We start from the raw sequence: 21,604 nt of genomic DNA on the forward strand, positions 1-21,604 counted from the left end.
CTCGATACGCTCGCTGGCGCTCGCTACTCGACCAACGAGAGCCGCTCGCTACTCGACCAACGAGTCCGCCGCCTTCGCGAGGGCGCGGTCGAGCATGGCGATGCCGGCGCGGGCGTCCTCGGCCGAGATGGTCAGCGGCGGGACGACGTGGATCCGGTTGAAGTTGGCGAACGGCAGCAGCCCCTCGGCCTTGCACGCGGCGATGACCGCGCCCATCGCCGGCGAGGAGCCGCCGTACGGCGCGAGCGGCTCGCGGGTGGTCCGGTCGGCGACCAGGTCCAGTGCCCAGAAGACGCCGGTGCCGCGGACCTCGCCGATCCAGTCGTGGCGGCCGGCGAGCTCGGTCAGGCCGGGGCCGAAGACCTCCTCGCCGAGAGCGGCGGCGTGCTCGACGACCCGGTCCTCCTCCATCGTGGTGATGGTGGCGACGGCGGCCGCGCAGGCCAGCGGGTGGCCGGAGTAGGTGAGGCCGCCGGGGTAGGGCCGGTGGTCGAAGGTCGCCGCGATCGCCTCGTTGATGGCGACGCCGCCGAGCGGGACGTAGCCGGAGTTGACGCCCTTGGCGAAGGTCAGCAGGTCCGGGACCACTGCGTCGTGCTCGACCGCGAACCACCTGCCGGCGCGGCCGAAGCCGGCCATCACCTCGTCGGCGATCAGCACGATGCCGTGCCGGTCGCAGAGCTCGCGGACGCCGGTGAGGTAGCCGGGCGGCGGGACCATGATCCCGGCGGTGCCGGGGATCGACTCGAGCAGGATCGCGGCGATCGTGCCGGGGCCCTCGAGCGCGATGACCTGCTCCAGGTGCGCCAGCGCGCGCTCGCACTCCTCGGCCTCGGTCGTGGCGTGGAAGGCGCTGCGGTAGAGGAACGGCCCGAAGAAGTGCACGACGCCGTCGGAGGCGTGGTCGTTGGGCCAGCGCCGCGGGTCGCCGGTCAGGTTGATCGCCAGCTGGGTGCCGCCGTGGTAGCTGCGGTAGCGCGAGAGCACCTTGTGCCGGCCGGTGTGCAGGCGGGCCATCCGGATCGCGTGCTCGTTGGCGTCGGCGCCGCCGTTGGTGAAGAAGACCTTGTCCAGGCCCTCCGGGGTGTGCGAGGCGATCAGCCGGGCCGCCTCGGAGCGGGCGTCGTTGGCCGCCACCGGCGCGATCGTGCAGAGCGTCGCGGCCTGCTCCTGGATCGCCTTCACGACCCGGGGGTGCTGGTGGCCGAGGTTGGTGAACACCAGCTGCGAGGTGAAGTCGAGGTAGCGGTTGCCGTCGCCGTCCCAGAGCCACGACCCGTCGGCCTTGGTCACCACCATCGGGGTGATCTCGGCCTGGGCGGACCAGGAGTGGAAGACGTGCTTGCGGTCGAGCTCGTAGGTGCGCTGCGGGTCAGTCATTCTGCGGGAACCCCAGCTCGAGGCCGCCGGTCGGCCGGTTGGCGGGGTCGATCCAGCGGGTCGTGACGACCTTGCCCCGGGTGAAGAAGTGGACGCCCTCGGAACCGTGGGCGTGGGTGTCACCGAAGAGCGAGCGCTTCCAGCCGCCGAAGGAGTAGTAGGCGACCGGCACCGGGATCGGCACGTTCACCCCGATCATCCCGACCTCGACCTCGTTCTCGTAGCGCCGGGCGGCGCCGCCGTCGTTGGTGAAGATCGCCGTGCCGTTGCCGTACTGGTTGCTGTTGACCAGCGCCACGGCCTCGTCGTACGACGCCACCCGCACCACGGACAGCACCGGGCCGAAGATCTCGTCGGTGTAGATGTCCATGTCGGGTGTGACGTGGTCGAACAGCGTCGGGCCGAGCCAGAACCCGTCGGCCGCGCCGGCGGCCTGCACCTCGCGGCCGTCGATCACCAGCTTGGCGCCGGCGGCCTGGCCGGCCTCGACGTACGACGCGACCTTGTCGCGGTGGGCGCGGGTGACCAGCGGGCCCATGTCGGACTCCTGCTGGACACCCTTGGCCCCGTCGCCGATGACCAGGGTGCGGGTGCGGTCGGCGATCCGGGCCACCAGCTCGTCGGCGACCGGCTCGACGGCGACCAGCACGCTGATCGCCATGCAGCGCTCGCCGGCGCTGCCGTAGCCGGCGTTGACCGCGGCGTCGGCGGCCAGGTCGAGGTCGGCGTCGGGGAGCACGACCATGTGGTTCTTCGCGCCGCCGAGGGCCTGCACGCGCTTGCCGTTCCGGCTGGCCCGCTCGTAGACGTACTCGGCGATCGGGGTGGAGCCGACGAAGCTGATCGAGGCGACGTCCGGGCTCTCCAGGAGCGCGTCGACCGCGACCTTGTCGCCCTGCAGGACGTTGAAGACGCCGTCGGGCAGCCCGGCCTCCTTCCACAGCTCGGCGAGCCAGAGCGAGGCGGACGGGTCCTTCTCACTGGGCTTGAGCACCACCGTGTTGCCGGCCGCGATGGCGACCGGGAAGAACCACATCGGGACCATCGCCGGGAAGTTGAAGGGGCTGATGATGCCCACGACGCCGAGCGGCTGGCGGGTCGAGTGCACGTCGACGCCGGTGGAGGCGCTCGGGCTGTGCCCGCCCTTGAGCAGGTGGGAGATGCCGCAGGCGAACTCGACGACCTCCTGGCCGCGGGCGATCTCGCCGAGGGCGTCGGAGTGCACCTTGCCGTGCTCGGCGGTGATCAGCTCGGCCAGCTCGCCCTTGCGGGAGTTGAGCAGCTCGCGGAACGCGAACATCACCTGGGTACGGCGGGCCAGCGACGTCGCGGCCCACCCGGGCGCGGCGGCCTTCGCGGCGGCGATGACGTGGTCGGCGTCCTCGCGGCTGGCCAGCGCGACCTGGCCGCTGACCTGGCCGGTGGCGGGATTGGTCACGTCGGCCGTCTGCGTCGAGGAGCCGGCGTACGGCGCCCCCGCGGACCAGTGGGAGATCGTCATGGACCCCATCCTCGGGCGTGCCCGCGCGGACGGCGCCCGACGGACCGTACGATTCCCGACAACAACCCGACGATCTGTAAGGCTGCCGCGATGACCGACGTCACCCTGCGCGACGTGCTCGCCATGCCGGTGCTGCGGGCGGCCGAGCCGGTGCTGCTGACCGGGGCGGACGGGCTGGACCGGCGGGTGCGCTGGGTGCACGCGACCGAGCTGCCGGACATCGCCCCGCTGCTGCGCGGCGGCGACCTGGTGCTGACCACCGGCATCGCGCTGCCGGAGGCCGAGGCCGGGCTGCGCGCCTTCGCCGAGAGCCTCGCCGAGGTGTCCGCCGCGGGCCTGATGGTCGAGCTCGGGCGGCGCTGGTCGGCCGTCCCGGACACCCTGGTCGCGGCCTGCGCCGAGGCCGGGCTGCCGCTGGTGTGCCTGCAGCGGGTGACGCGTTTCGCGGGGATCACCCAGGCGGTCGGCGAGCGGGTGGTCGACGAGCAGTTGGCCGAGCTGCGGGAGGCCGAGCGGGTGCACGAGACGTTCACCGCGCTCAGCCTCGCCGAGGCGGACCCCGGCGAGATCCTGGCCGCCGTGCAGCGGCTGGCCGGCGCGACGGTCGTGCTGGAGAGCGAGCAGCACCAGGTGGTCGACTACCTCGCCGGACCGGACGACCCCGGCGAGCTGCTCGACGGCTGGACCACCCGCTCGGGCCGGGTGCCGCTGGCCGGCCGCACGACCTGGGACGAGCAGCAGGGCTGGCTGCTGACCCGGCTCGGCCCGCGCGAGCGCGGCTGGGGGCGGCTCGTCGTCCTCTCCCCGCGCCCGCCCTCCCAGCGGCTGGTGGCCATCGCGGAGCGCGGGGCCGCCGCGCTGGCCCTGCACCGGCTGCACGACCGGGACCGCGACAACCTGGTCCGGCGCACCCACCACGAGCTGCTCCTCGCCCTGCAGACCGACCCCGCCGCGGCGGACGTCGTACGACGCTGCGAGCTGGCGGGCCTGCCCACGACCCGGCGCTCGTACGTCGGCCTGACCATCCGGCCGCGCCCGGACGCGTCGCGCCGGTCGTCGGCGGGCGAGGTGCTCGCCGCCGTCGTGCACGCCGCCCACGAGGCCGGCCTGCCCGCCCTGATCTGCGAGATGGACCACGACGTGCGGGTGCTGCTCGCCGTCTCCCCGACGGCGTCGGAGGCGGTCGTCGACCGGCTCGCGACCGCGCTCCTGCGGCGCCACTCCGCCGTCGTCGGCGCGGGCCGGCCGGCCGCCTCGCTGGCCACCGCCGACCGGACGCTGCGCGAGTCGCGGCAGGTGGTCGACGCGGTCCGCCCCGACCGGCCCGCCGACCGTCCGGTGCACCGGCTCGAGGACGTGCACCTGCGCGGCCTGCTGACCCTGCTCGCCGACGACGACCGGCTGCGGCTCTTCGTCGCCCGCGAGCTGGAGCCCCTGCGCGAGCACGACGCCGTTCACGGCACCGAGCTGGTGGCCGCCGTACGCGCGCTGCTGCTGAACCCGGCCGGCAAGGCCCAGGCCGCCGCGAGCCTGCACCTGTCGCGGCCGGCGTACTACGCGCGGCTCGCGAAGGCCGAGGCCGTCCTGGGCGAGCGGCTGGACGACCCGGACATCCGGGTGTCGCTGCACGCCGCGCTGGTGGCGGCGGAGCTCGGGGTCTAGACGGTCACGCCCTGGGCGATGCGGCCCAGCGCGCGGGCGTGCGCCTCGGCGCTGTCGATGACCGGGATCGGGCTGTCGCCGGGCCCGACCAGCAGGCCGATCTCGGTGCAGGCGAGCACGACGGCCTCGGCGCCCTGGGAGGCCAGGTCGCGGATCACGTCGAGGTAGGTCCCGCGCGAGGCGTCCCGGACGACGCCCTGGGTGAGCTCGTCGAAGATGACGCGGTCGACCGCGTCGCGGTCCCGCGGCCCCGGGGTGACGGTGCCGACGCCGTGCCGGGCGAGGCGCTCGCTGTAGAACGGCTCCTCCATCACCCACCGGGCGCCGAGGATGCCGACCGTGCCCCAGCCGTGGTGCCGGGCCTCGGCGGCCACGGCGTCCCCGATGTGGAGCAGCGGCACGTCGAGAGCGGCCTCGACCTGCGGGGCGACCTTGTGCATCAGGTTGGTGCAGATCGCCACAGTGGTGGCGCCGCCGGCGACGCAGCGCCGGCCGGCCTCGACGAGCAGCTCGGCGGCCCGGTCCCAGTCGCCGCGCACCTGGCACTCGCGGACCTCCGCGAAGTCCAGCGACTGCAGGGCGATCCGGGCCGAGGCGTGGCCGCCGCGGCTCTCGGCGACCATCTCGTTGATGATCCGGTAGTAGGTCGCCGTCGAGTGCCAGCTCATGCCGCCGATCAGGCCCAGGGTCTCCATGCTCCTATGGTCCGCCGATCCACCGATCCCAGGTAGCCTTCCATTGCTCAGAGCATCCCTTAGGTGATCTGATGGCCGGATGGATCCGCGCCGCGTCCTGCTCTTCCGCACCGTCGCCCGCTCCGGCTCGCTCAGCTCGGCGGCCCGCGAGCTCGGCACCACCCAGTCGGCGGTCAGCCAGCAGCTGTCGATGCTCGAGCGCGAGGTCGGGTCGGCCCTGCTGCTGCGGACCAGCCGCGGGACCCGACTCACCGAGGCCGGCACGATCCTGCTCGGCCGGGCCAACAGCGTGGCCAACGAGCTCCACCTCGCCGGCGAGGAGCTCTCCGCGCTCACCGACCTCCGGGCCGGGCGGGTGCGGCTGGCCGCCTTCCCGTCGGCCGCCGCCACCCTGGTCCCGCACGCGGTCCAGGAGCTGCGCGCGCTGCACGCCGGGGTCGTCGTCACGCTCGTGGAGTCCGAGCCGCCCGAGGCCTGGGCGGCGGTGCAGACCGGGGACGTCGACGTCGCCGTGGTGTTCGGGTACGACGGCCAGCCGCAGGAGGACGGCCGACTGGCCCACGTCCCGCTGGGCGCGGAGCCGACGTACCTGGTGGCCGGTCCGGACGCGGGCCTGCCGCGCCAGGTGACCGCCCGCTGGCTGGCCGGCCAGGGCTGGGTGGCCGGGTGCGAGCGCTGCCGCCAGCACCTGGTCGGCTGCTGCCGCGAGGCCGGCTTCGAGCCCGAGCTCCTCCACGAGAGCGACGACTACGTCGTGGTGCAGAACCTGGTGGCCCGCGGGCTGGGCGTGACGGTGCTGCCCCAGCTGGCCCTGGCCGCGTTCCGGCACCCCGACGTGGAGGTCCGCCGCTCGGCGTTCTTCGGCGGGCGGACCATCGGCCTGGTGCACCGCCCCGGCGCGGAGGAGGTCCCGGCGATCCGGGCGCTGATGGAGCGGCTGCAGGCCTCGGCGGCCGAGGTGCTGCGGGGCCGGCCGGCCCGGGTGGGGGCCTAGCGCCCCGGGCTCAGGCCAGGCCCTCCTCCGCGAGCACCCCCTGGGCGATCCGGAACGCCGTGTTGGCGTCGGGCACACCGCAGTAGATCGCGGTCTGGAGGAACAGCTCCTTCAGCTCGTCGACGGTGAGCCCGTTGCGGAGCGCGGCCCGCACGTGCATCGCGAGCTCCTCGTGGTGGCCGCGGGCGACCAGGGCGGTGAGGGTGATCAGCGAGCGGCTGCGGCGGTCCAGGCCGGGACGGGTCCAGATCTCGCCCCAGGCGTACTCGGTGATCAGCTCCTGGAAGTCGCGCGTGAAGTCCGTGGCGTTCGCGGTGGCCCGGTCGACGTGGGCGTCTCCGAGCACCTCGCGGCGTACGGCGAGGCCGGCGTCATACCGCTCGCCGCGCTCGGCGGGGAGCGGCTCCCCGAGGAGGTGCTGGCGCAGCAGCGCCGCGACCTCCGAGGGCGCCTCGGCCGGGGCCAGGTGGGCGACGTCGGGGAGGACGACGAGCCGGCCGTCGCGGACCCCGTCGGCGATCTCCTCAAGCAGGGCCGGCGGGGTGGCGACGTCGTGCGCGCCGGCGACGGCGAGCACGGGTGCGGTGATCTCGCTGAGCCGGTCGCGGACGTCGAAGTCGGAGACCACCTGGCAGACCTGGGTGTAGCCGGTGTCGTCGGTGTCCTGCAGCGCGCCCAGCAGGGCGGAACCGACGTCCGGGTGGCGGTCGAGGAAGCCCGGGGCGAACCAGCGCTCGGCCGAACCCGCCACCATCACCGGCGTGCCGGACACGCTCACCTGGCCGATCCGGCCGGCCCACATCGCGGGGTCGCCGATCTTCGCGCCGGTGCAGAGCAGCACGGCGCCGCCGACCCGGTCCGGGACGTCGAGGAGCAGCTGCAGCCCGACGGCACCACCGACCGAGTCGCCGGCGTAGAGGAAGGTGCTGCCGGCCTTGCCGCGCTGCTCGCATACGTCGTCGACCACGGCGAGCACCCCCCTGGCGAGCTCGGCCATCGTGAACTGCTCCTCCGGCACGGCCTTGTTGTGGCCGTGCCCGGGGAGGTCCCAGGCGAGCACGTCGAACACCTCGGTCAGGCCCGCGGCGCAGGCCGTCCACAGGGTGCTCGCGGAGGTGCCGAGCGAGGGGCCGAGGACCAGCAGCGGCAGGTCGGCGCGGTGGGCGGCGCCGGTCATCCGCACCGCGGTGATGGCGGGGATCATGGGTTCTCCTTCGATCGGGCGACGACGGCGTCGATGATCGCCCCCGCCTGCCCGAGGTAGGTCGGCGCGGGGTCGTGACCCGCGGCCCGGGCCATCGTGCGCTGCTCGGCGAGCACGCCGTCGCCCGCCGCCGCCAGCGTCGCGGCCATCCGGTCGGCGTGGACGACCAGTCCGTCGAGCAGGTCGGAGGTCTGCGAGACCGCGACCAGGGTGCGCCGGACCAGGTCGCGCAGGGTCGCCCACTCGGCGTGCCAGCCGCCGTCCGCGCGGTCGTCGACCTGGCTGGCAGCCGCCAGGTGCAGGGTCGCGGCGAGCTGGGGCGTGGTCAGCGCGGCCCGCCGTACCAGGACCGAGAGGACGGGGTTGGCCTTGTTCGGCATCGTCGACGAGCCGCCGCCGGAGCCCTCGGCGAGCTCACCGATCTCGGGACGGCCCAGCACCAGGACGTCGTTCGCGATCCGCGCGCAGGCGTCGGCGCACCCGGCGAGCGCGTCGCCGATCCGGGTCACGGTCGCGCGGGTCGTGTGCCAGGGCAGCTCGTCGAGCGGCAGGTCCCGCCCGAGCTCGACCATCGCTGCGCGCGTCCCCGCGGCCCCACCGAGCTGGTCGGGGAACTCGAGGCGTCGTACGTCGTCGCGGGCGTCGAGCACGGCGGTCAGCCACTGGGCGACGCGGAAGCCGAAGGTCGTCGGGACCGCGTGCTGGGTCAGGGTGCGGGCCACCATCGGGGTGTCGCGGTGCTCGGTCGCGAGCGCGGCCAGCCGGGCGACCACCGCGTCCAGGTCGTGGCGCAGGTCGGCGACCGCCTGCTCGGCCATCCGCACCAGCGCCGTGTCGACGACGTCCTGGCTGGTCAGGCCCCGGTGGATCGACCGGTCTCCGGTCGCCTCGCGGAGCAGGTCGACGAGCCCGATGACCGGGTTGCCGCCGATCTCGGACTCGTTGACCAGCCACTCCAGGTGGCGCTCGGCGTCGACGTCGGACAGGTCGAGGTCGGCCCACTCGGCCTCGAGCTCGACCATCACCGCGAGGAACGACTCCGACGTGAAGTGGTCGCCGGCCCGGTCGTCGCCGGGCCAGAAGAGGTCAGCCATGCGGTCAGTCTCGCGCGTGACGCAGGAAGACGGTCTCCCCCTCGCCCTGCAGGCGGACGTCGAAGACGAACCCGTGCCGGTCGGGCCGCGCGACCAGGGTGTCCCGGCGCTCGGCCGGCACGGACTCGAGGAGCCGGTCGGCCCCGGGGTCCGGGAGGTAGGCGCGGGTGTGGAGCTTGTCCAGCAGGCCACGCGCGAAGATCGTCAGCGCGAAGAACGGCGCCGCGCCGGAGGCCGTCGGGCCGGGCGCGACGGTGGTGAAGGAGTAGCGACCGGCGTGGTCGGTCGCGGCCCGACCCCAGCCGGTGAAGGTGAAGCCGTCCCGGCGTAGCGAGCCGGTCTCACGGGAGACCACCCCGTCGGCGTCGGGCTGCCACAGCTCGAGCAGCGCGTCCGGCACCGGCTGGCCGGCGCCGTCGAGGACCAGCCCGGACAGCCGGACCGCGCCCGGGCTGCCCGGCGGGACGAGCTCGCTGTCGCCGTCGTACGGGAGGGCGTAGCCGAAGAACGGGCCGACCGTCTGGCCGGGGGTGGGGGTGCTCACGCGTCCTCCATCGGGGTGCGGTGCGCGCCGGTGAGCACGATGTCCCAGCGGTAGCCGGTGCTCCACTCGGGCTGCGTCACGTCGTGGTCGTACGACGCCACCAGCCGCTCGCGGGCCCGCGGGTCGACGATGGCCTGGTAGATCGGGTCCAGCGCGAACAGCGGGTCGCCCGGGAAGTACATCTGGGTGACCAGCCGCTGGGTGAAATCGCTGCCGAAGACCGAGAAGTGGATGTGCGCCGGGCGCCACGCGTTGCGGTGGTTCTTCCACGGGTAGGGCCCCGGCTTGATCGTGGTGAACCGGTAGACCCCGTCACCGTCGGTCAGGCAGCGCCCGACGCCGGTGAAGTTCGGGTCGATCGCCGCGGGGTGCTGGTCGCGCTTGTGGAGGTAGCGTCCGCCCGCGTTGGCCTGCCAGACCTCGACCAGCTGGTGCCGCACCGGCCGGCCGTCGCCGTCGAGCACCCGACCGGTGACCACCATCCGCTCCCCCACCGGCTCGCCGGCGTGCTGGATGGTCAGGTCGGCCTCGAGCGGGTCGACGTCGGTGTGACCGAAGGCCGGCGACCACAGCTCGATCCCCTCGGGGTCGGCGTGGTGCGGGTCCTTCGTGGGGTGCCGCAGGATGCTGCTGCGGTACGGCGGGTAGTCGAGCCGTACCCGTTCCTCGGTCGTGCCCGCGTCGTCGTACGCCCGGGAGAGTGCCGCGATCTCGGCGCTGACCTCGGCCTGGGTGGTGGCCGCGGTGTCGGAAGAGGTTGCTGTCACGTCCCGGACCGTACGACGCCACCGGCACGCGAGGTCCCGTTCGCCTTCCGCTCAGCGGAAGTCCGGCGCCGTCCAGCTCCCCCTCCTCCGACGGGTCAGCGTGTCGAGACCCCCGCAAGCCGACGACGCCGCTCGAGTGCAGGGGTTTCGACACGGTTGCTGCGCAACCTGCTCAACCACCGGCAGCGGCGGCGAGGATCGGTGGTTGAGCAGCGAAGCCGCGCCAGCGGGTGAGCGTGTCGAAACCCCCGCAGCCCGACGACGGCGCCCGGGTGCAGGGGTTTCGACACGGTTGCTGCGCAACCTGCTCAACCACCGGCAACGGCGGTGACCACCGGTGGTTGAGGTGCGAGCGAAGCGAGCCTCGAAACCCGTCTTGCCACAAGACGGCCTCGACCCAGGCCGACTCCCGACTCACCGGGTTTCGAGGCTCGGGCCTGGCGGCCCTCACACCTCAACCAGCGTGAACCGCAACCGGCGCGAGGGGCACCAGCGAGGGGCACCAGCGATGATGGCCCCATGGCCGGTGACGCGTCCCGCTCCGGCGCCTCGGTCACGAGCCGGGCGCTGGCACTCCTGGGCGCGTACGACGAGGACCACCGCCGGCTCACCCTGACCGAGCTGGCCGGGCGGGCGGGGCTGCCGCTGGCCACGGCGCACCGGCTGGTCGGCGAACTGGTCGAGTGGGGTGCGCTGGCCCGCGCGAGCGACGGGCGGTACGTCGTCGGCCGGCGGCTCTGGGACATCGGGCTGCTGGCGCCGCTGAACGCGGGACTGGTGGAGGTGGCGTCGCCGTACCTCCACGACCTGTACGGCGCCACCCTGGCCACGGTCCACCTCGCGGTGCGCGACGGGGCGGAGGTGCTCTACCTGGACCGGCTGGCCGGGCACGCGTCGGTGCCGGTGGTGAGCACCATCGGGTCGCGGCTGCCGCTGCACGCGACCGGGGTCGGCAAGGTACTGCTCGCGCACGCGCCGGCCGACGTGCAGGCGGCGGTGCTGAGCGACCTGACCCGCGTCACGCCGTACACGGTGACCCAGCCGGGGACGCTGCGCCGCCAGCTAGCGCGCACGGTCAGGGAGGGCTGGGCGACCACGGTCGAGGAGATGAGCCTGGGCGCCTGCTCGGTGGCGGTGCCGATCCGGCGCGGGCCGGACGTGGTGGCCGCGCTGGGCATCGTCGTCCCGTCCCTGAGGAACGACCGGCCGCGGCTGGTGGCCGCCCTCCAGGTCGCCGCGCACGGCGTCGGCCGGGCGATCAGCGGACTTCCGGTGACCGGAACACCCGCCTAGGTCTCACCGCCTGTGCCGACGAACACTGACGAGCATGCGAACCCAGGTGGCGATCGTCGGCGCCGGCCCGGCCGGCCTGCTCCTCGCCCACCTGCTGGCCGCCGAGGGCGTCGAGTCGGTCGTGGTCGAGTCCCGCAGCGAGGAGTACGTCGCCGGCCGCATCCGCGCCGGCATCCTGGAGCAGTCCACCGTCGACCTGCTGCGCTACGCCGGGCTCGGTGACCGGCTGGACCGTGAGGGCGACCGGCACCGCGGCATCCACCTGCAGTGGCCGGGCGAGCGGCACCATCTCGACTTCGTCGACCTCGTCGGCCGCGCGGTGCACGTCTACGGCCAGACCGAGGTGCAGAAGGACCTGGTCGCGGCCCGCCGCGCGGCGGGTCAGCAGGTCGTCTACGAGGTCGGCGACACCGCGCTGCACGACCTGAAGACCGACCACCCCTCGGTGACGTTCACGCAGGACGGCGAGGAGCAGCGGATCACCGCCGACGTCGTCGTCGGCTGCGACGGCTCCTTCGGCCCGAGCCGCAGCGCGCTCCCGTCGCCGAGCACCTGGGCGAGGACCTACCCGTACTCCTGGCTCGGCGTCCTGGCCGACGTCGCCCCGTCGACCGACGAGCTGATCTACGCCTGGCACCCGGACGGGTTCGCCCTGCACTCCATGCGCTCGGCCACCGTCTCGCGGCTCTACCTCCAGGTGCCGAACGGGACGGCGCCCGAGGAGTGGTCCGACGACCGGATCTGGGCCGCCCTGCGCGACCGGCTCGGCCACGGCCAGGACGGCTGGGCCATGACCGACGGGCCGATCACGGAGAAGAGCGTGCTGCCGATGCGCTCCTTCGTGCAGTCCCCGATGCGGCACGGCCGCCTCTTCCTCGCCGGCGACGCCGCCCACATCGTCCCGCCCACCGGAGCCAAGGGGCTCAACCTCGCGGTCGCCGACGTCGCGCTGCTCGCGCCCGCGCTGGTCGACCTGCTCCGCAAGGACGACACCCGGCTCGCCGACGCCTACTCCGACACCGCGCTGCGGCGGGTCTGGCGCTGCACCCACTTCTCCTGGTGGATGACCACCATGCTGCACACCGGCGGCGACCCCTTCGACGAGCAGCTCCAGCTCTCGCAGCTGCGCTGGGTCACCAGCAGCGAGGCCGGCGCCACCGGCCTCGCCGAGAACTACGCCGGGCTGCCGATCGGCTTCTGAGCCGGCGCCAGGATGCCGCCCCGGCTCGCGTCGGCCGCGTCCTGGTCGACGGCGAGCTGCCCCACCCGCTGACCCGACCCGAGGGCAGGGTCGAGGCGCACGGGCACGGCGGCCCGCGGGGTCGACTCCCTGCTGGCCTGCCACAGGAACAGGCACATCACGGCCACTACGGCGAGCGCCATGACGCCGAGGAAGATCGCCCACCAGAGCGGGCCGAAGCTGAAGCTGCCGGGGTTCATCTCGTTCATGGCTCCAGCCTGCGCCGGTCGCGGCGCGACGAGCAGGGTCGAAGGTCCGCCGTGGCCGGGACCCCGGTCAGAACCCGTCCCGCCTCCGCAGCGGTCGGGGCCGGCCGTCCGGGTCGTGCAGCCAGAGGTACGCCGGGGTGGCCAGCGCCCGGGCGACCGGGCCGAGGTCGGGGGGAGCGAGCCGGCGCAGCCGACCGGGCGGCCGCGGACCGACGCGTCCGCCCTCGTGCCACGCGTCGAGGGCGGCCGCGGCGGCGTCGTACGCCCGGAACATGGCGTGCGGGTCGGCGAGGTCGGCGACGTCGGAGGGTGAGCGGTCGAGGTGCTCGGCGGCCAGGGTGAGCCGCAGGTCGCGGCCGTAGGCGCCGTCCTCGTCGACCACCACCGCGGAGAGCTCGGAGTCGTGGGTCCAGGAGCGGCGGTTGAAGTTGTCGGAGCCGATCGAGGTCCAGGTGTCGTCCATGACGCAGGCCTTGGCGTGCACGTAGACGGGCGTGCCGGCGTGGTTCTCGATGCCGTAGACGGCGACCCGGCCGGGTGCCGCCTCGGCCATCTGCAGCATCGCCCGGCGCCGTCCGAGCAGCTGCGGGGTCCGCCCCATCACTCCGTCGAGGTCGGGGTGCATCGGGACGACCGCGAGCACGTGCAGGTCGGGGTGCTCGCGCAGCGCGCGCGTGAACGCGTTGCCGATGTGGTGGCCCCAGAGGTACTGGTCCTCGACGTAGACCAGCCGTCGCGCCCGGTCGAGCGCCTTGGTGTAGCCGCGGGCCACGCTCCGCTCGCCACCACGGGCGAACGGGTAGTCGCGGCCGTGCCGCAGGTTGGGATACGTGCGCAGCAGCTGCACCGTGTGCGACCCGGCCGCGGGCGGCGGGGGCGCCTGCGGCGGCAGCGGGTCCGGCCGTACGTCGAGCCCGCGGAACTTGTCGCCGAAGAAGTAGACCGGACTGCGGCTCAGCCGGGTCGGGTCCTCCCAGCGCTCGCGGAACACGGTCTCGACGTCGTGCACCGCGGGCCCGCTGATCGCCGCCTGGAGGTCGTGCCAGGGCGGGGTGGCGCCGTACTCCTCGGCCATCGGCTGGGGCTGCGGGTCGCCGCCGTGGTCGAGGTCGTCGCGGCGCGAGTGGCACAGGTCGATGCCGCCGACGTACGCGACGTCGCGCGACGGGTCGTCGCGGTGCCGGATCACGACCAGCTTCTGGTGGTGCGAGCCGCCGGTGCGGACCCGCATGTCGAGCAGCGCCTCGGCGCCGCGCCGCTGCAGGTCGCGCCCGAGCCGGCGGTTCTGGTCCTCGGTGAAGCCGATCGCGCTCGGGTGCGAGCGCCAGACCAGACCGCGTACGTCGACCCCGCGCTCGTCGGCCCGCCCCAGCACCTCGGCGACCTCGCTGCCGGGCTCGCCGGTCAGCCGCTCGTCGGCGTCGCCCTGCCAGTCCGTGAAGAACAGCAGGTCGCCGGCCACCGTCGCCTCGATCCGCTCGAACAGCTCGGCGAAGTACGTCGCCCCGTGCACCAGCGGCCGGACCAGGTTGCCTGCCGTCCAGGCGCCCAGCCGGGTCCGCGGGTTGCCGCGCTCCTCGGTGGTCAGCAGCCAGTCGCGGTCGGTCACGTCCGCCTTCGTACCCGGCCGTGAGGTCACCCGAACGGGTAGGACCTCTCGACGCTCGTGAGACCATTCCTTACGTGTCCCTCGCGCGACAGGTCGGCCGAGTCACGCTCACGGGTCTGCTGACGGTCGCGCTCGTGGCGCTGGTCAACGGCGCCATCCTCGGCTACCTCGCGCTCTCGCTCGACCGCGACCTGGAGCGCGCGACCAACGGCGCGCGGGCGGTCCGGCTCGCCCACCTCGCCATGCTCGACCAGGAGACCGGGCTGCGCGCCTATCTGCTGACCGGGCAGACCAGCGACCTGGAGCCCTACTCCGAGGGCGTCGTGGCGGCCCGCGAGCAGCTCGAGGACGCGGAGCGCTACCTCGACGGCGACGACCGGATCGCCGAGATGCTGGCGGCCCAACAACGCGCGAGCCAGCGCTGGACCGACGACTGGGTCGACGAGGCCCTCGGCACCGGGACGGCCCTGGCCGCTCAGCCGGGCAGCCCCGCGAAGAGGGAGTTCATCGACCGCGGCAAGGCGCTCTTCGACGACTACCGCACGGTCCACGACGAGCTCGAGACGTACGCCGACCAGCGCCGCGCCGACGCCCAGCAGCGCAAGACCACCGTCCTCGCCGTGGGCCTGGTGGTCGAGGTGCTCCTGCTCGGCGGTGCGGCGTACGTCGTCGGCCGCCAGCGCCGTACGCTCCGCGCGGCCGTGGTCGAGCCGGTCGACGAGCTGCTGGTCGCGATCGGCCGGATCCGGGACGGCGACCTGGAGCCGCGCCCGCGCGGCGACGCCCCCGACGAGCTGCGCGACATCGGGACCGGCCTCGACGGGATGGCCCGGGCGCTGGTCGAGCGCGAGCGCGAGCTGGTGACCGCGCGCCAGGACGCGGAAGCGGCGAACGTCGCGAAGTCGGCGTTCCTGGCGACCATGTCCCACGAGATCCGGACCCCGATGAACGCCGTGATCGGGATGAGCGGGCTGCTGCTGGCCAGCGACCTCGACGACCGGCAGCGCGACTACGCCGAGACCGTGCAGGCCTCGGGCGACGCGCTGCTCACGATCATCAACGACGTCCTCGACTTCTCGAAGATCGAGTCCGGCGAGCTCGACCTGGAGCAGCACGCGTTCGCGCTGCGCGAGTGCGTCGAGAGCTCGCTCGACCTGGTCGCCGCGCAGGCCGCCGCCCAGGGCATCGACCTGGTCGCGCAGATCGACCCCGACGTACCCGCGGTGGTCGAGAGCGACGTGACCCGGGTCCGCCAGGTGCTGGTCAACCTGCTCAGCAACGCGGTCAAGTTCACCTCCGAGGGCGAGGTCCTGGTGCGGGTCCGGGTCGAGGACGGCTCCGACCCCGACCGCCCGGTCCTGGCCCTGGCCGTGCGCGACACCGGCATCGGCATCCCCGAGGACCGGATGCACCGGCTCTTCCGCTCCTTCAGCCAGGTCGACAGCAGCACCACCCGCGTGTACGGCGGGACCGGCCTCGGGCTGGCCATCAGCCAGCGGCTGACCGAGGCGCTGGACGGCCGGCTGGTCGTCGAGAGCGAGGTCGGCACCGGCTCGACGTTCACGATGGTCGTCCCGATGCGCCGGGCCGCCGACGGCGAGGAGGACCGCACCCGGGTCGCGCCCGCCGAGCTCCGGGGCCGGCACGCGCTGGTCGTCGACGACAACGACACCAACCGCCACATCCTGCGGGCCCAGCTGGAGGCGTGGGGGATGCACGTCGTCGACTTCGCCCACCCGGCGCAGGCGCTCGCCACCATGGCCGCCACCCCCGGCGCGCTCGACCTGGGCGTGCTCGACATGCACATGCCCGAGCTGGACGGGCTGGACCTGGCCCGCGGGCTGCGCGAGCTGCCGGCGTGGGCCGACGTACCGCTGCTGCTGCTGACCTCGCTCGGCGAGCCGGTGCGCGAGGCGGCCTCCGTCCGGCTGGTCCACCTGACCAAGCCCGTGAAGGCGGCCTCCCTGCGCGACACCGTCGCCCAGCTGCTGGGGGCCCACGACCTCCAGGCGGCCGTGGTCGAGGAGCCGGAGAGCCTGGGCCGGCTGCGCATCCTGCTGGCCGAGGACAACACGGTGAACCAGAAGGTGGCCACCCTGATGCTCGAGCGGCTCGGCCAGCGCCCGGTCGTGGTCGCCAACGGCGAGGAGGCCCTCGCGGCGGTGCACGCGGCGCCGTACGACCTGGTCCTGATGGACGTGCACATGCCGGTGATGGACGGCCACGAGGCGACCCGGCGGATCCGGGCCGAGCTGCCCGTCGAGCGGCAGCCGCGGATCGTCGCCATGACGGCCGGCGCGCTCGTCGACGACGTCGACGCCAGCTTCGCGGCCGGCATGGACGACCACCTCTCCAAGCCGGTCCGCGCCCAGGAGCTGGCCGGCGCGCTGCGCCGGGTCCGGTCCACGACGCCGACCCCGGCCGAGCCCGCGCCCCCGCCCGCCGAGGACCTGCCCCCGGTGCTCGACCCGGGCGCCCTCGACGCGCTCACCGGCCACCTGGGCCCCGACGCCGACGCCTTCCGCCAGCGCCTCGTCGACGCGTGGGTCACCGACGCGGGCCGGCAGCTGGCCGGCCTCACCGCCGCCGTCGACGCGGCCGACGCCCCGGCGGCGGCCGACATCGCTCACAGCATGCGCTCCGCGAGCGCGTCCCTGGGCGCCCTGCTCGTCGCCCACCGCTTCGCCGAGCTGGAGACCGCCGCGCGCGACGGCGGCGACCCCGCGACCGTCGCCGCGCTGGCCGAGGCCGCCGCCGCCGAGGTGGAGCGGGCGCGGGACGCACTCACCCGGGGGTGAGCATCGACGATTCCGGTCCGGCCGGGCCGGCGATGGGCCACACTCGACGCGTGAGCGACCCCCGCCCGGCCTACACCGGTCAACGGCACGACGATGTCGCGCTCCGCCTGCGCGAACGGCTGAACGTCCGGATCGCCCTGCTCTCGACCTTCCACGACGAGCGACACTTCTTCATCGGCGCCTCCGGCCTCCCCGACGACCTCGACCGGGCCCGCGAGATCCCGCTGATCGAGTCGTTCTGCACCTACGTGCGCGACCACGGCGCCCAGCTGATCGTCGACGACGTCAGCCTGGAGAAGCGGGTCGCCGCCCACCCGCTCATCGCCGAGCTCGGCATCCACTCGTACGCCGGCTGGCAGATCACCGACGGCGCCGGCCGGATCATCGGCGTGCTGTCGGTGATGGACGACAAGCCCCGCAGCTGGACCGCCCCCGAGCTGATCCTGCTGATGGATGAGGCGCACGCCAGTGCGGCTGCGGTGAAGGCGTCGATCGAGGAGCAGTAGCGGGGTCCGGGTCCGGGAAAAACTGACGGGCTGGGTCCGGGGTCGGGGAAAAACCGACGCGCTGGGGCGGTCCGGACACCCGGTGGAATCGTGCCGAGGCGTCACTTTTTCCACCACCCGCCCGGCCACCACCCCAGCCCCCTCACCGTCCACAGGCACTGGTCCCGCCGCGGTCATCCCCAGGCCGGTCTCGCCTGGGCTCCGAGCGTCCGCGGTGCCGACGACCGTGACAGGCATGCTCACCCGCTATGACCTCGCCACCGGACCGCGGCCGCCCGGACCCGACTGGGACACCGTGGCCCGTGCACTGCACCGTCGTACCTCCTCCGGGCTCTCCGACCTGCACGCCTGGCAGCAGGTGCTCCGCCAGACGGCCGCCTTCACCCACCTGACCAGCGCGCGCGTCCGGGGCTGGTGGCTGCTGCCGCTCCCGGACCCGCTCCCGGTCTGGGTCGCTCAGATCGAGGCCCAGCACGCGTCCCGTCGACGCGGTCTCATCGCCTGCCGGTACCGCGCCATCCCACCCAGCGAGGTGATCGACGGTCTGCGGCTGACGACGGTCCCCGAGACCCTGGTCGCGTGCGGCCGCGACCTCGGCCTGCTCGACCTGGTCGTGCTGGTCGACTGCGCGCTGCAGCACCACCAGACGACGACCGACGAGCTGTGGATCGCGGCGCGGGAGCACCGGCGCGGCGCACCCCGCCTGCGCGAGGCGCTGGTCCTGGCGGACGGTCGGGCGGAGTCGGCCTGGGAGACGCTGCTGCGGGTCCTGCACGTCGTCTGCGACGTCCCGGTCGAGCCGCCGCAGGAGATCTGGACGCCGGACGGCCGGCACGTCGCCCGCGCCGACCTGCGCGTTCTCGGCACCCGCTTCCTGCACGAGTACGACGGCGCCGACCACCTCCCGCGCGCCCGGCAGCGCCGCGACCTCGAGCGCGGTCGCCGGATCATCGCGGCCGACCTGGAGCGCCGCGGCTACACCAGCGAGCACGTCCTGCACCAGGCCGTCGGGATCCTCCGCGACGCCGACCTCGCGCTCGGCCGCCCGCACGACCCGGGCCGGATCCAGGTCTGGCACGCCCTGCTGCGCGAGTCCCTCTTCACGCCCGCGGGCCAGGCTCGGTTCCGCAGGCGGCTCGGGTCGGCGCTGGAAAAGTGACGCGCCAGGTGTGTCCGCACGAACGCCGGACAGCGCCGGGCCGTCAGTTTTCTCGAGACCCGCCCGCTACCGTCGGACCGTGATCCTGGAGTTCGACGGCGTCGTCTGGGAGTGGCGCGGACCGGCGCCGTACCACTTCGTGAGCGTGCCCGAGGACGAGTGCGTCGAGCTCGCGGAGGCGGCCGCCCTGGTGTCCTACGGCTGGGGGATGATCCCGGTCCGGGTCGCGGTGGGCGAGACGGAGCTGACGACGTCGCTGTGGCCGAAGGACGGCGGGTACGTCGTACCGCTGAAGGACAAGCTGCGGAGGGCCGAGGGGGTCTCCCTCGGCGACGAGGTGACCGTCCGGTTGACGGTGGACGTGCGACCGCGCTGATCAGGCGGTGAGGCGCCAGCCCGCGACGTCGATCAGGAAGTGCGCGAGGACGAGGGCGCCGAGGTAGAACGTCGACACGGCGAGCGCCGCGCCGGCGCGGACCGGGAGCGAGGCGCTCCGCACGTGGGCGAAGGCGGTGGCGGTCGCCCAGCCCAGCGCGGCCTCGGCCGGGACGACGTACACGGCGACGCCGAGCACGCGGCGGGTGTCGCCGGTCGGCTCCCAGAGACCGAGACTCGGCGCCAGCAGCTCCGCCCCGAGGAAGACGGGCCCGGACAGCAGTGCGGCGCGGCCCGGGCGACCGCCGGCGAGGCCGACCGCGACGAACAGCGGGGCGACCCACATCGCGGCCATCGCGAGCGGGATGACGTCGTCGACGCGCGGCCCGCCCCGGTCGGGGAAGCGCAGGGTGCCGACGAGGTCGGCGAGCACCCAGTCCGGCAGCACCTGGAACACCGAGACCAGGGCCAGGAAGCCGGCCAGGGCCAGCAGGTCCTCGCGGTCGGTCGCGCGGCACACCGTCAGCAGCGCGGCGACGTACGCCACGACGCAGAGCAGGACGCCCCAGCCCTGGGCGGGCGGGTCGAGCGAGAGAGTGATCGCGCCCCCGACCAGCAGCCCCGCGTGGACCCCGGCGATCGGCCCGAGTCCTCGTCGCGAGGTCAGGAGGGTCGTGGACACCGGGTCACCGTAGCGGCGAACGACCTCAGTCGAGGCAGAACTCGTTGCCCTCCGGGTCGGCCATCACCAGGAAGCCCAGCGACAGCGGTGGCTCGGGCTCGAACCGCCTCACCCGCGAGGCCCCCCGCTCGACCAGCCGGTCGGCCTCGGCCTCGAGGGCGGCCATCCGCTCGTCGCCCTCCATCCCGGGCGCGGCCCGGACGTCGAGATGCACCCGGTTCTTGGTGGCCTTCTCCTCGGGCACCTGCTGGAAGAACAGCCGCGGCCCCTCCCCCGCGGGGTCCTCGAGCGCCGAGCGGCTGTTGCGCTGCTCCGGCGGGACTCCGACGCGCTCGAGGAACTCCTCCCAGGCCGCCAGCGGGTCGGCCCCCTCGGGCAGCTCGACCCCCGGCGGGCCGGGGTGGACGTAGCCGAGGGCGTCGCGCCAGAACGTCGAGAGGGCGCGCGGGTCGTGGGCGTCGAAGGTGATCTGGACGTGACGGCTCATGCGGTCAGCCTGGCACCGATTGCGGTCAGCGGGTGACCGCTGGAGGGCCCTCAGCCGAACTGGCTGAACACCGTCTCCGGCAGGTCGAACAGCGGCTCGCGGGTGAGCTCGGCGCGGGCGAGCGTGGTCAGGTGGGCCTCGTCGGGGCCGTCGAAGATCCGCATCGCGCGGTGCCAGCCGTAGAGCGTCGAGAGCACGGTCGCGTCGGTGACGCCGGCACCGCCGTGGAGCTGGATGGCGCGGTCGATGACCGACAGCACGGCCCGGGGTACGGCGACCTTGGCCGCGGCGATCAGGTGGCGCGCGGCCTTGTTGCCCTCGGCGTCGACCGTGTACGCCGCCCGGTGGCACAGCGCGCGCGCCTGCTCGAGCTCGATCCGCGACTCGGCGATCCGCTCGCGCACGGCGGACTGGTCGGCCAGCGGCCCCCCGAAGGCGGACCGGGTCTGGGCCCGCTTCACCATCATGGCCAGCGCCCGCTCCCCCGCGCCGAGCGCGCGCATCACGTGGTGGATCCGACCCGGGCCGAGCCGGGCCTGGGCGGCCGCGAACCCGCCGCCCTCCTCGCCGATCACGGCGGTGACCGGGACCCGGACGTCGGTGAACTCCACGACGCAGTGACCGTGCTGGTCCTGGCGCCCGAAGACCGGCAGCGACCGCTGGATGTCGACGCCGGGGGTGTCGACCGGGACCACGAGCATCGACTGCTGGCGGTGGGTCGCCGCGGTCGGGTCGGTCTTGCCCATCACGATCAGCACCCGGCAGCGCGGGTCGGCCGCGCCGCTGATCCACCACTTGCGGCCGGTGATGACGTACTCGTCGCCGTCGCGGACCATCCGGGTCTCGATGTTCGTCGCGTCGGAGCTCGCCACGGCCGGCTCGGTCATCGCGAACGCCGAGCGGATCTCCCCGGCCAGCAGCGGCTCCAGCCACTGCCGCTTCTGCTCCTCGGTGCCCAGCAGGTGCAGCAGCTCCATGTTGCCGGTGTCCGGCGCCTGGCAGTTGATCGCCTCGGGCGCCAGCTCGTTGGACCAGCCCGACAGCTCGGCGATCGGCGCGTACTCCAGCTGCGACAGCCCCGACTCCGACGGCAGGAAGAGGTTCCACAGCCCGCGCTCGCGGGCCTTGGCCTTCAGCTCCTCGATCACCGGCGGCACGGTGTGGTCCCCCGGCGCGGCCGCGGCGCGGAACGCGTCGTACGACGCCTCCGCTGGGAGCACCTCCTCCCGCACGAACGCCACCATCGCGTCGTACAGCTCCAGCGCGCGGGCCGAGGGGGCGGGGTAGGCGGGGTACGAGACGGGGGTCAGCACGCCCTCACGGTAGTGGTCGGGGCCACCGTCGGCCGCGGGGTCGCCTGTCGAGTAGTACGGGGAGGGGCACACGTATGCCCCTCCCCGTACTA

20 protein-coding genes are annotated in these 21,604 nt (G+C 74.1%); 8 read left to right on the plus strand and 12 right to left on the minus strand.

Annotated features, from left to right (window positions below; genetic code table 11):
- Window positions 1-48: 48 nt before the first annotated feature.
- Together BLT76_RS08575 and BLT76_RS08580 are read right to left on the minus strand one after the other, a co-directional pair.
- Window positions 49-1,380, minus strand: a complete 1,332-nt coding sequence (locus tag BLT76_RS08575) for an aspartate aminotransferase family protein (RefSeq protein ID WP_090853829.1) — start codon at window positions 1,378-1,380, stop codon at window positions 49-51.
- Entirely contained in the window at window positions 1,373-2,890 is a 1,518-nt protein-coding gene (locus BLT76_RS08580) for a CoA-acylating methylmalonate-semialdehyde dehydrogenase (protein WP_090853831.1), read from the minus strand. Before BLT76_RS08580 ends, BLT76_RS08575 begins: the two co-directional genes overlap by 8 nt.
- 81 nt (window positions 2,891-2,971) lie before the next feature.
- Between BLT76_RS08580 and BLT76_RS08585 the strand changes: the two genes are divergently transcribed.
- Window positions 2,972-4,543: a PucR family transcriptional regulator gene (locus BLT76_RS08585; protein WP_090853834.1), complete on the plus strand. Its 1,572-nt coding sequence runs from the start codon at window positions 2,972-2,974 to the stop codon at window positions 4,541-4,543.
- On the opposite strand, the gene BLT76_RS08590 is transcribed toward BLT76_RS08585, so the two are convergent.
- Window positions 4,540-5,238: an aspartate/glutamate racemase family protein gene (locus BLT76_RS08590; protein WP_090853837.1), complete on the minus strand. Its 699-nt coding sequence runs from the start codon at window positions 5,236-5,238 to the stop codon at window positions 4,540-4,542. The genes BLT76_RS08585 and BLT76_RS08590 overlap by 4 nt on opposite strands.
- Before the next feature lie 79 nt (window positions 5,239-5,317).
- Here BLT76_RS08590 and BLT76_RS08595 point away from each other — a divergent pair, with 79 nt between their 5' ends.
- Window positions 5,318-6,232, plus strand: coding sequence for a LysR family transcriptional regulator (locus BLT76_RS08595; protein WP_090853840.1), 915 nt, complete (start codon window positions 5,318-5,320; stop codon window positions 6,230-6,232).
- 10 nt (window positions 6,233-6,242) lie between these two features.
- On the opposite strand, the gene pcaDC is transcribed toward BLT76_RS08595, so the two are convergent.
- The 4 genes from pcaDC to pcaH are packed head-to-tail and all read right to left on the minus strand — an operon-like array spanning window position 6,243 to window position 9,841.
- Entirely contained in the window at window positions 6,243-7,436 is a 1,194-nt protein-coding gene (pcaDC, locus tag BLT76_RS08600) for a bifunctional 3-oxoadipate enol-lactonase/4-carboxymuconolactone decarboxylase PcaDC (RefSeq protein WP_090853843.1), read from the minus strand.
- Window positions 7,433-8,530: a lyase family protein gene (locus tag BLT76_RS08605; RefSeq protein WP_090853845.1), complete on the minus strand. Its 1,098-nt coding sequence runs from the start codon at window positions 8,528-8,530 to the stop codon at window positions 7,433-7,435. Before BLT76_RS08605 ends, pcaDC begins: the two co-directional genes overlap by 4 nt.
- A 4-nt stretch (window positions 8,531-8,534) precedes the next feature.
- Window positions 8,535-9,074, minus strand: coding sequence for a protocatechuate 3,4-dioxygenase subunit alpha (gene pcaG, locus BLT76_RS08610; RefSeq protein WP_090853851.1), 540 nt, complete (start codon window positions 9,072-9,074; stop codon window positions 8,535-8,537).
- Complete coding sequence (gene pcaH / locus BLT76_RS08615) at window positions 9,071-9,841, minus strand: protocatechuate 3,4-dioxygenase subunit beta (RefSeq protein ID WP_090853854.1); 771 nt, start codon at window positions 9,839-9,841, stop codon at window positions 9,071-9,073. The genes pcaG and pcaH overlap by 4 nt, the downstream gene beginning before the upstream one ends.
- A 519-nt stretch (window positions 9,842-10,360) precedes the next feature.
- Between pcaH and BLT76_RS08620 the strand changes: the two genes are divergently transcribed.
- Both BLT76_RS08620 and BLT76_RS08625 read left to right on the plus strand, forming a co-directional pair.
- Complete coding sequence (locus BLT76_RS08620; RefSeq protein ID WP_090853857.1) at window positions 10,361-11,134, plus strand: IclR family transcriptional regulator; 774 nt, start codon at window positions 10,361-10,363, stop codon at window positions 11,132-11,134.
- Window positions 11,135-11,168: 34 nt separating this feature from the next.
- Entirely contained in the window at window positions 11,169-12,335 is a 1,167-nt protein-coding gene (locus tag BLT76_RS08625; RefSeq protein WP_090853860.1) for a 4-hydroxybenzoate 3-monooxygenase, read from the plus strand.
- Here BLT76_RS08625 and BLT76_RS08630 read toward each other — a convergent pair.
- Complete coding sequence (locus tag BLT76_RS08630) at window positions 12,308-12,583, minus strand: hypothetical protein (RefSeq protein WP_090853863.1); 276 nt, start codon at window positions 12,581-12,583, stop codon at window positions 12,308-12,310. The genes BLT76_RS08625 and BLT76_RS08630 overlap by 28 nt on opposite strands.
- Before the next feature lie 67 nt (window positions 12,584-12,650).
- Window positions 12,651-14,192: a phospholipase D family protein gene (locus BLT76_RS26570; protein ID WP_090853866.1), complete on the minus strand. Its 1,542-nt coding sequence runs from the start codon at window positions 14,190-14,192 to the stop codon at window positions 12,651-12,653.
- Between the two features lie 74 nt (window positions 14,193-14,266).
- Here BLT76_RS26570 and BLT76_RS08640 point away from each other — a divergent pair, with 74 nt between their 5' ends.
- From BLT76_RS08640 to BLT76_RS08655, 4 genes are all read left to right on the plus strand, one after another.
- Window positions 14,267-16,990 carry a response regulator gene (locus BLT76_RS08640; RefSeq protein WP_090853870.1) on the plus strand — a complete coding sequence of 908 codons (2,724 nt, stop codon included), beginning with the start codon at window positions 14,267-14,269 and terminating at the stop codon, window positions 16,988-16,990.
- Window positions 16,991-17,040: 50 nt separating this feature from the next.
- On the plus strand, window positions 17,041-17,496 hold the full coding sequence (locus tag BLT76_RS08645) for a GAF domain-containing protein (RefSeq protein WP_170866982.1): 456 nt from the start codon (window positions 17,041-17,043) through the stop codon (window positions 17,494-17,496).
- Window positions 17,497-17,731: 235 nt separating this feature from the next.
- Window positions 17,732-18,655, plus strand: a complete 924-nt coding sequence (locus BLT76_RS08650; RefSeq protein WP_090853876.1) for a hypothetical protein — start codon at window positions 17,732-17,734, stop codon at window positions 18,653-18,655.
- Window positions 18,656-18,734: 79 nt separating this feature from the next.
- Entirely contained in the window at window positions 18,735-19,031 is a 297-nt protein-coding gene (locus tag BLT76_RS08655) for a DUF1905 domain-containing protein (protein WP_090853879.1), read from the plus strand.
- Here BLT76_RS08655 and BLT76_RS08660 read toward each other — a convergent pair whose 3' ends face one another.
- Genes BLT76_RS08660 through BLT76_RS08670 form a run of 3 tightly spaced genes read right to left on the minus strand, consistent with a single transcriptional unit; the run spans window position 19,032 to window position 21,512 of the window.
- The gene (locus BLT76_RS08660) at window positions 19,032-19,712 is read right to left on the minus strand and encodes a DUF6989 domain-containing protein (RefSeq protein WP_090853883.1); all 681 of its coding nucleotides are present in this window, start codon (window positions 19,710-19,712) and stop codon (window positions 19,032-19,034) included.
- Between the two features lie 25 nt (window positions 19,713-19,737).
- A complete protein-coding gene (locus BLT76_RS08665) occupies window positions 19,738-20,199 on the minus strand; it encodes a VOC family protein (RefSeq protein WP_090853886.1) in 462 nt (153 codons plus the stop codon).
- 50 nt (window positions 20,200-20,249) lie between these two features.
- A complete protein-coding gene (locus tag BLT76_RS08670) occupies window positions 20,250-21,512 on the minus strand; it encodes an acyl-CoA dehydrogenase family protein (protein WP_244509323.1) in 1,263 nt (420 codons plus the stop codon).
- Window positions 21,513-21,604: the final 92 nt, after the last annotated feature.

This window comes from Nocardioides lianchengensis, from assembly GCF_900101465.1.
In the GTDB taxonomy this organism is placed as follows: Bacteria; Actinomycetota; Actinomycetes; order Propionibacteriales; family Nocardioidaceae; genus Nocardioides; species Nocardioides lianchengensis.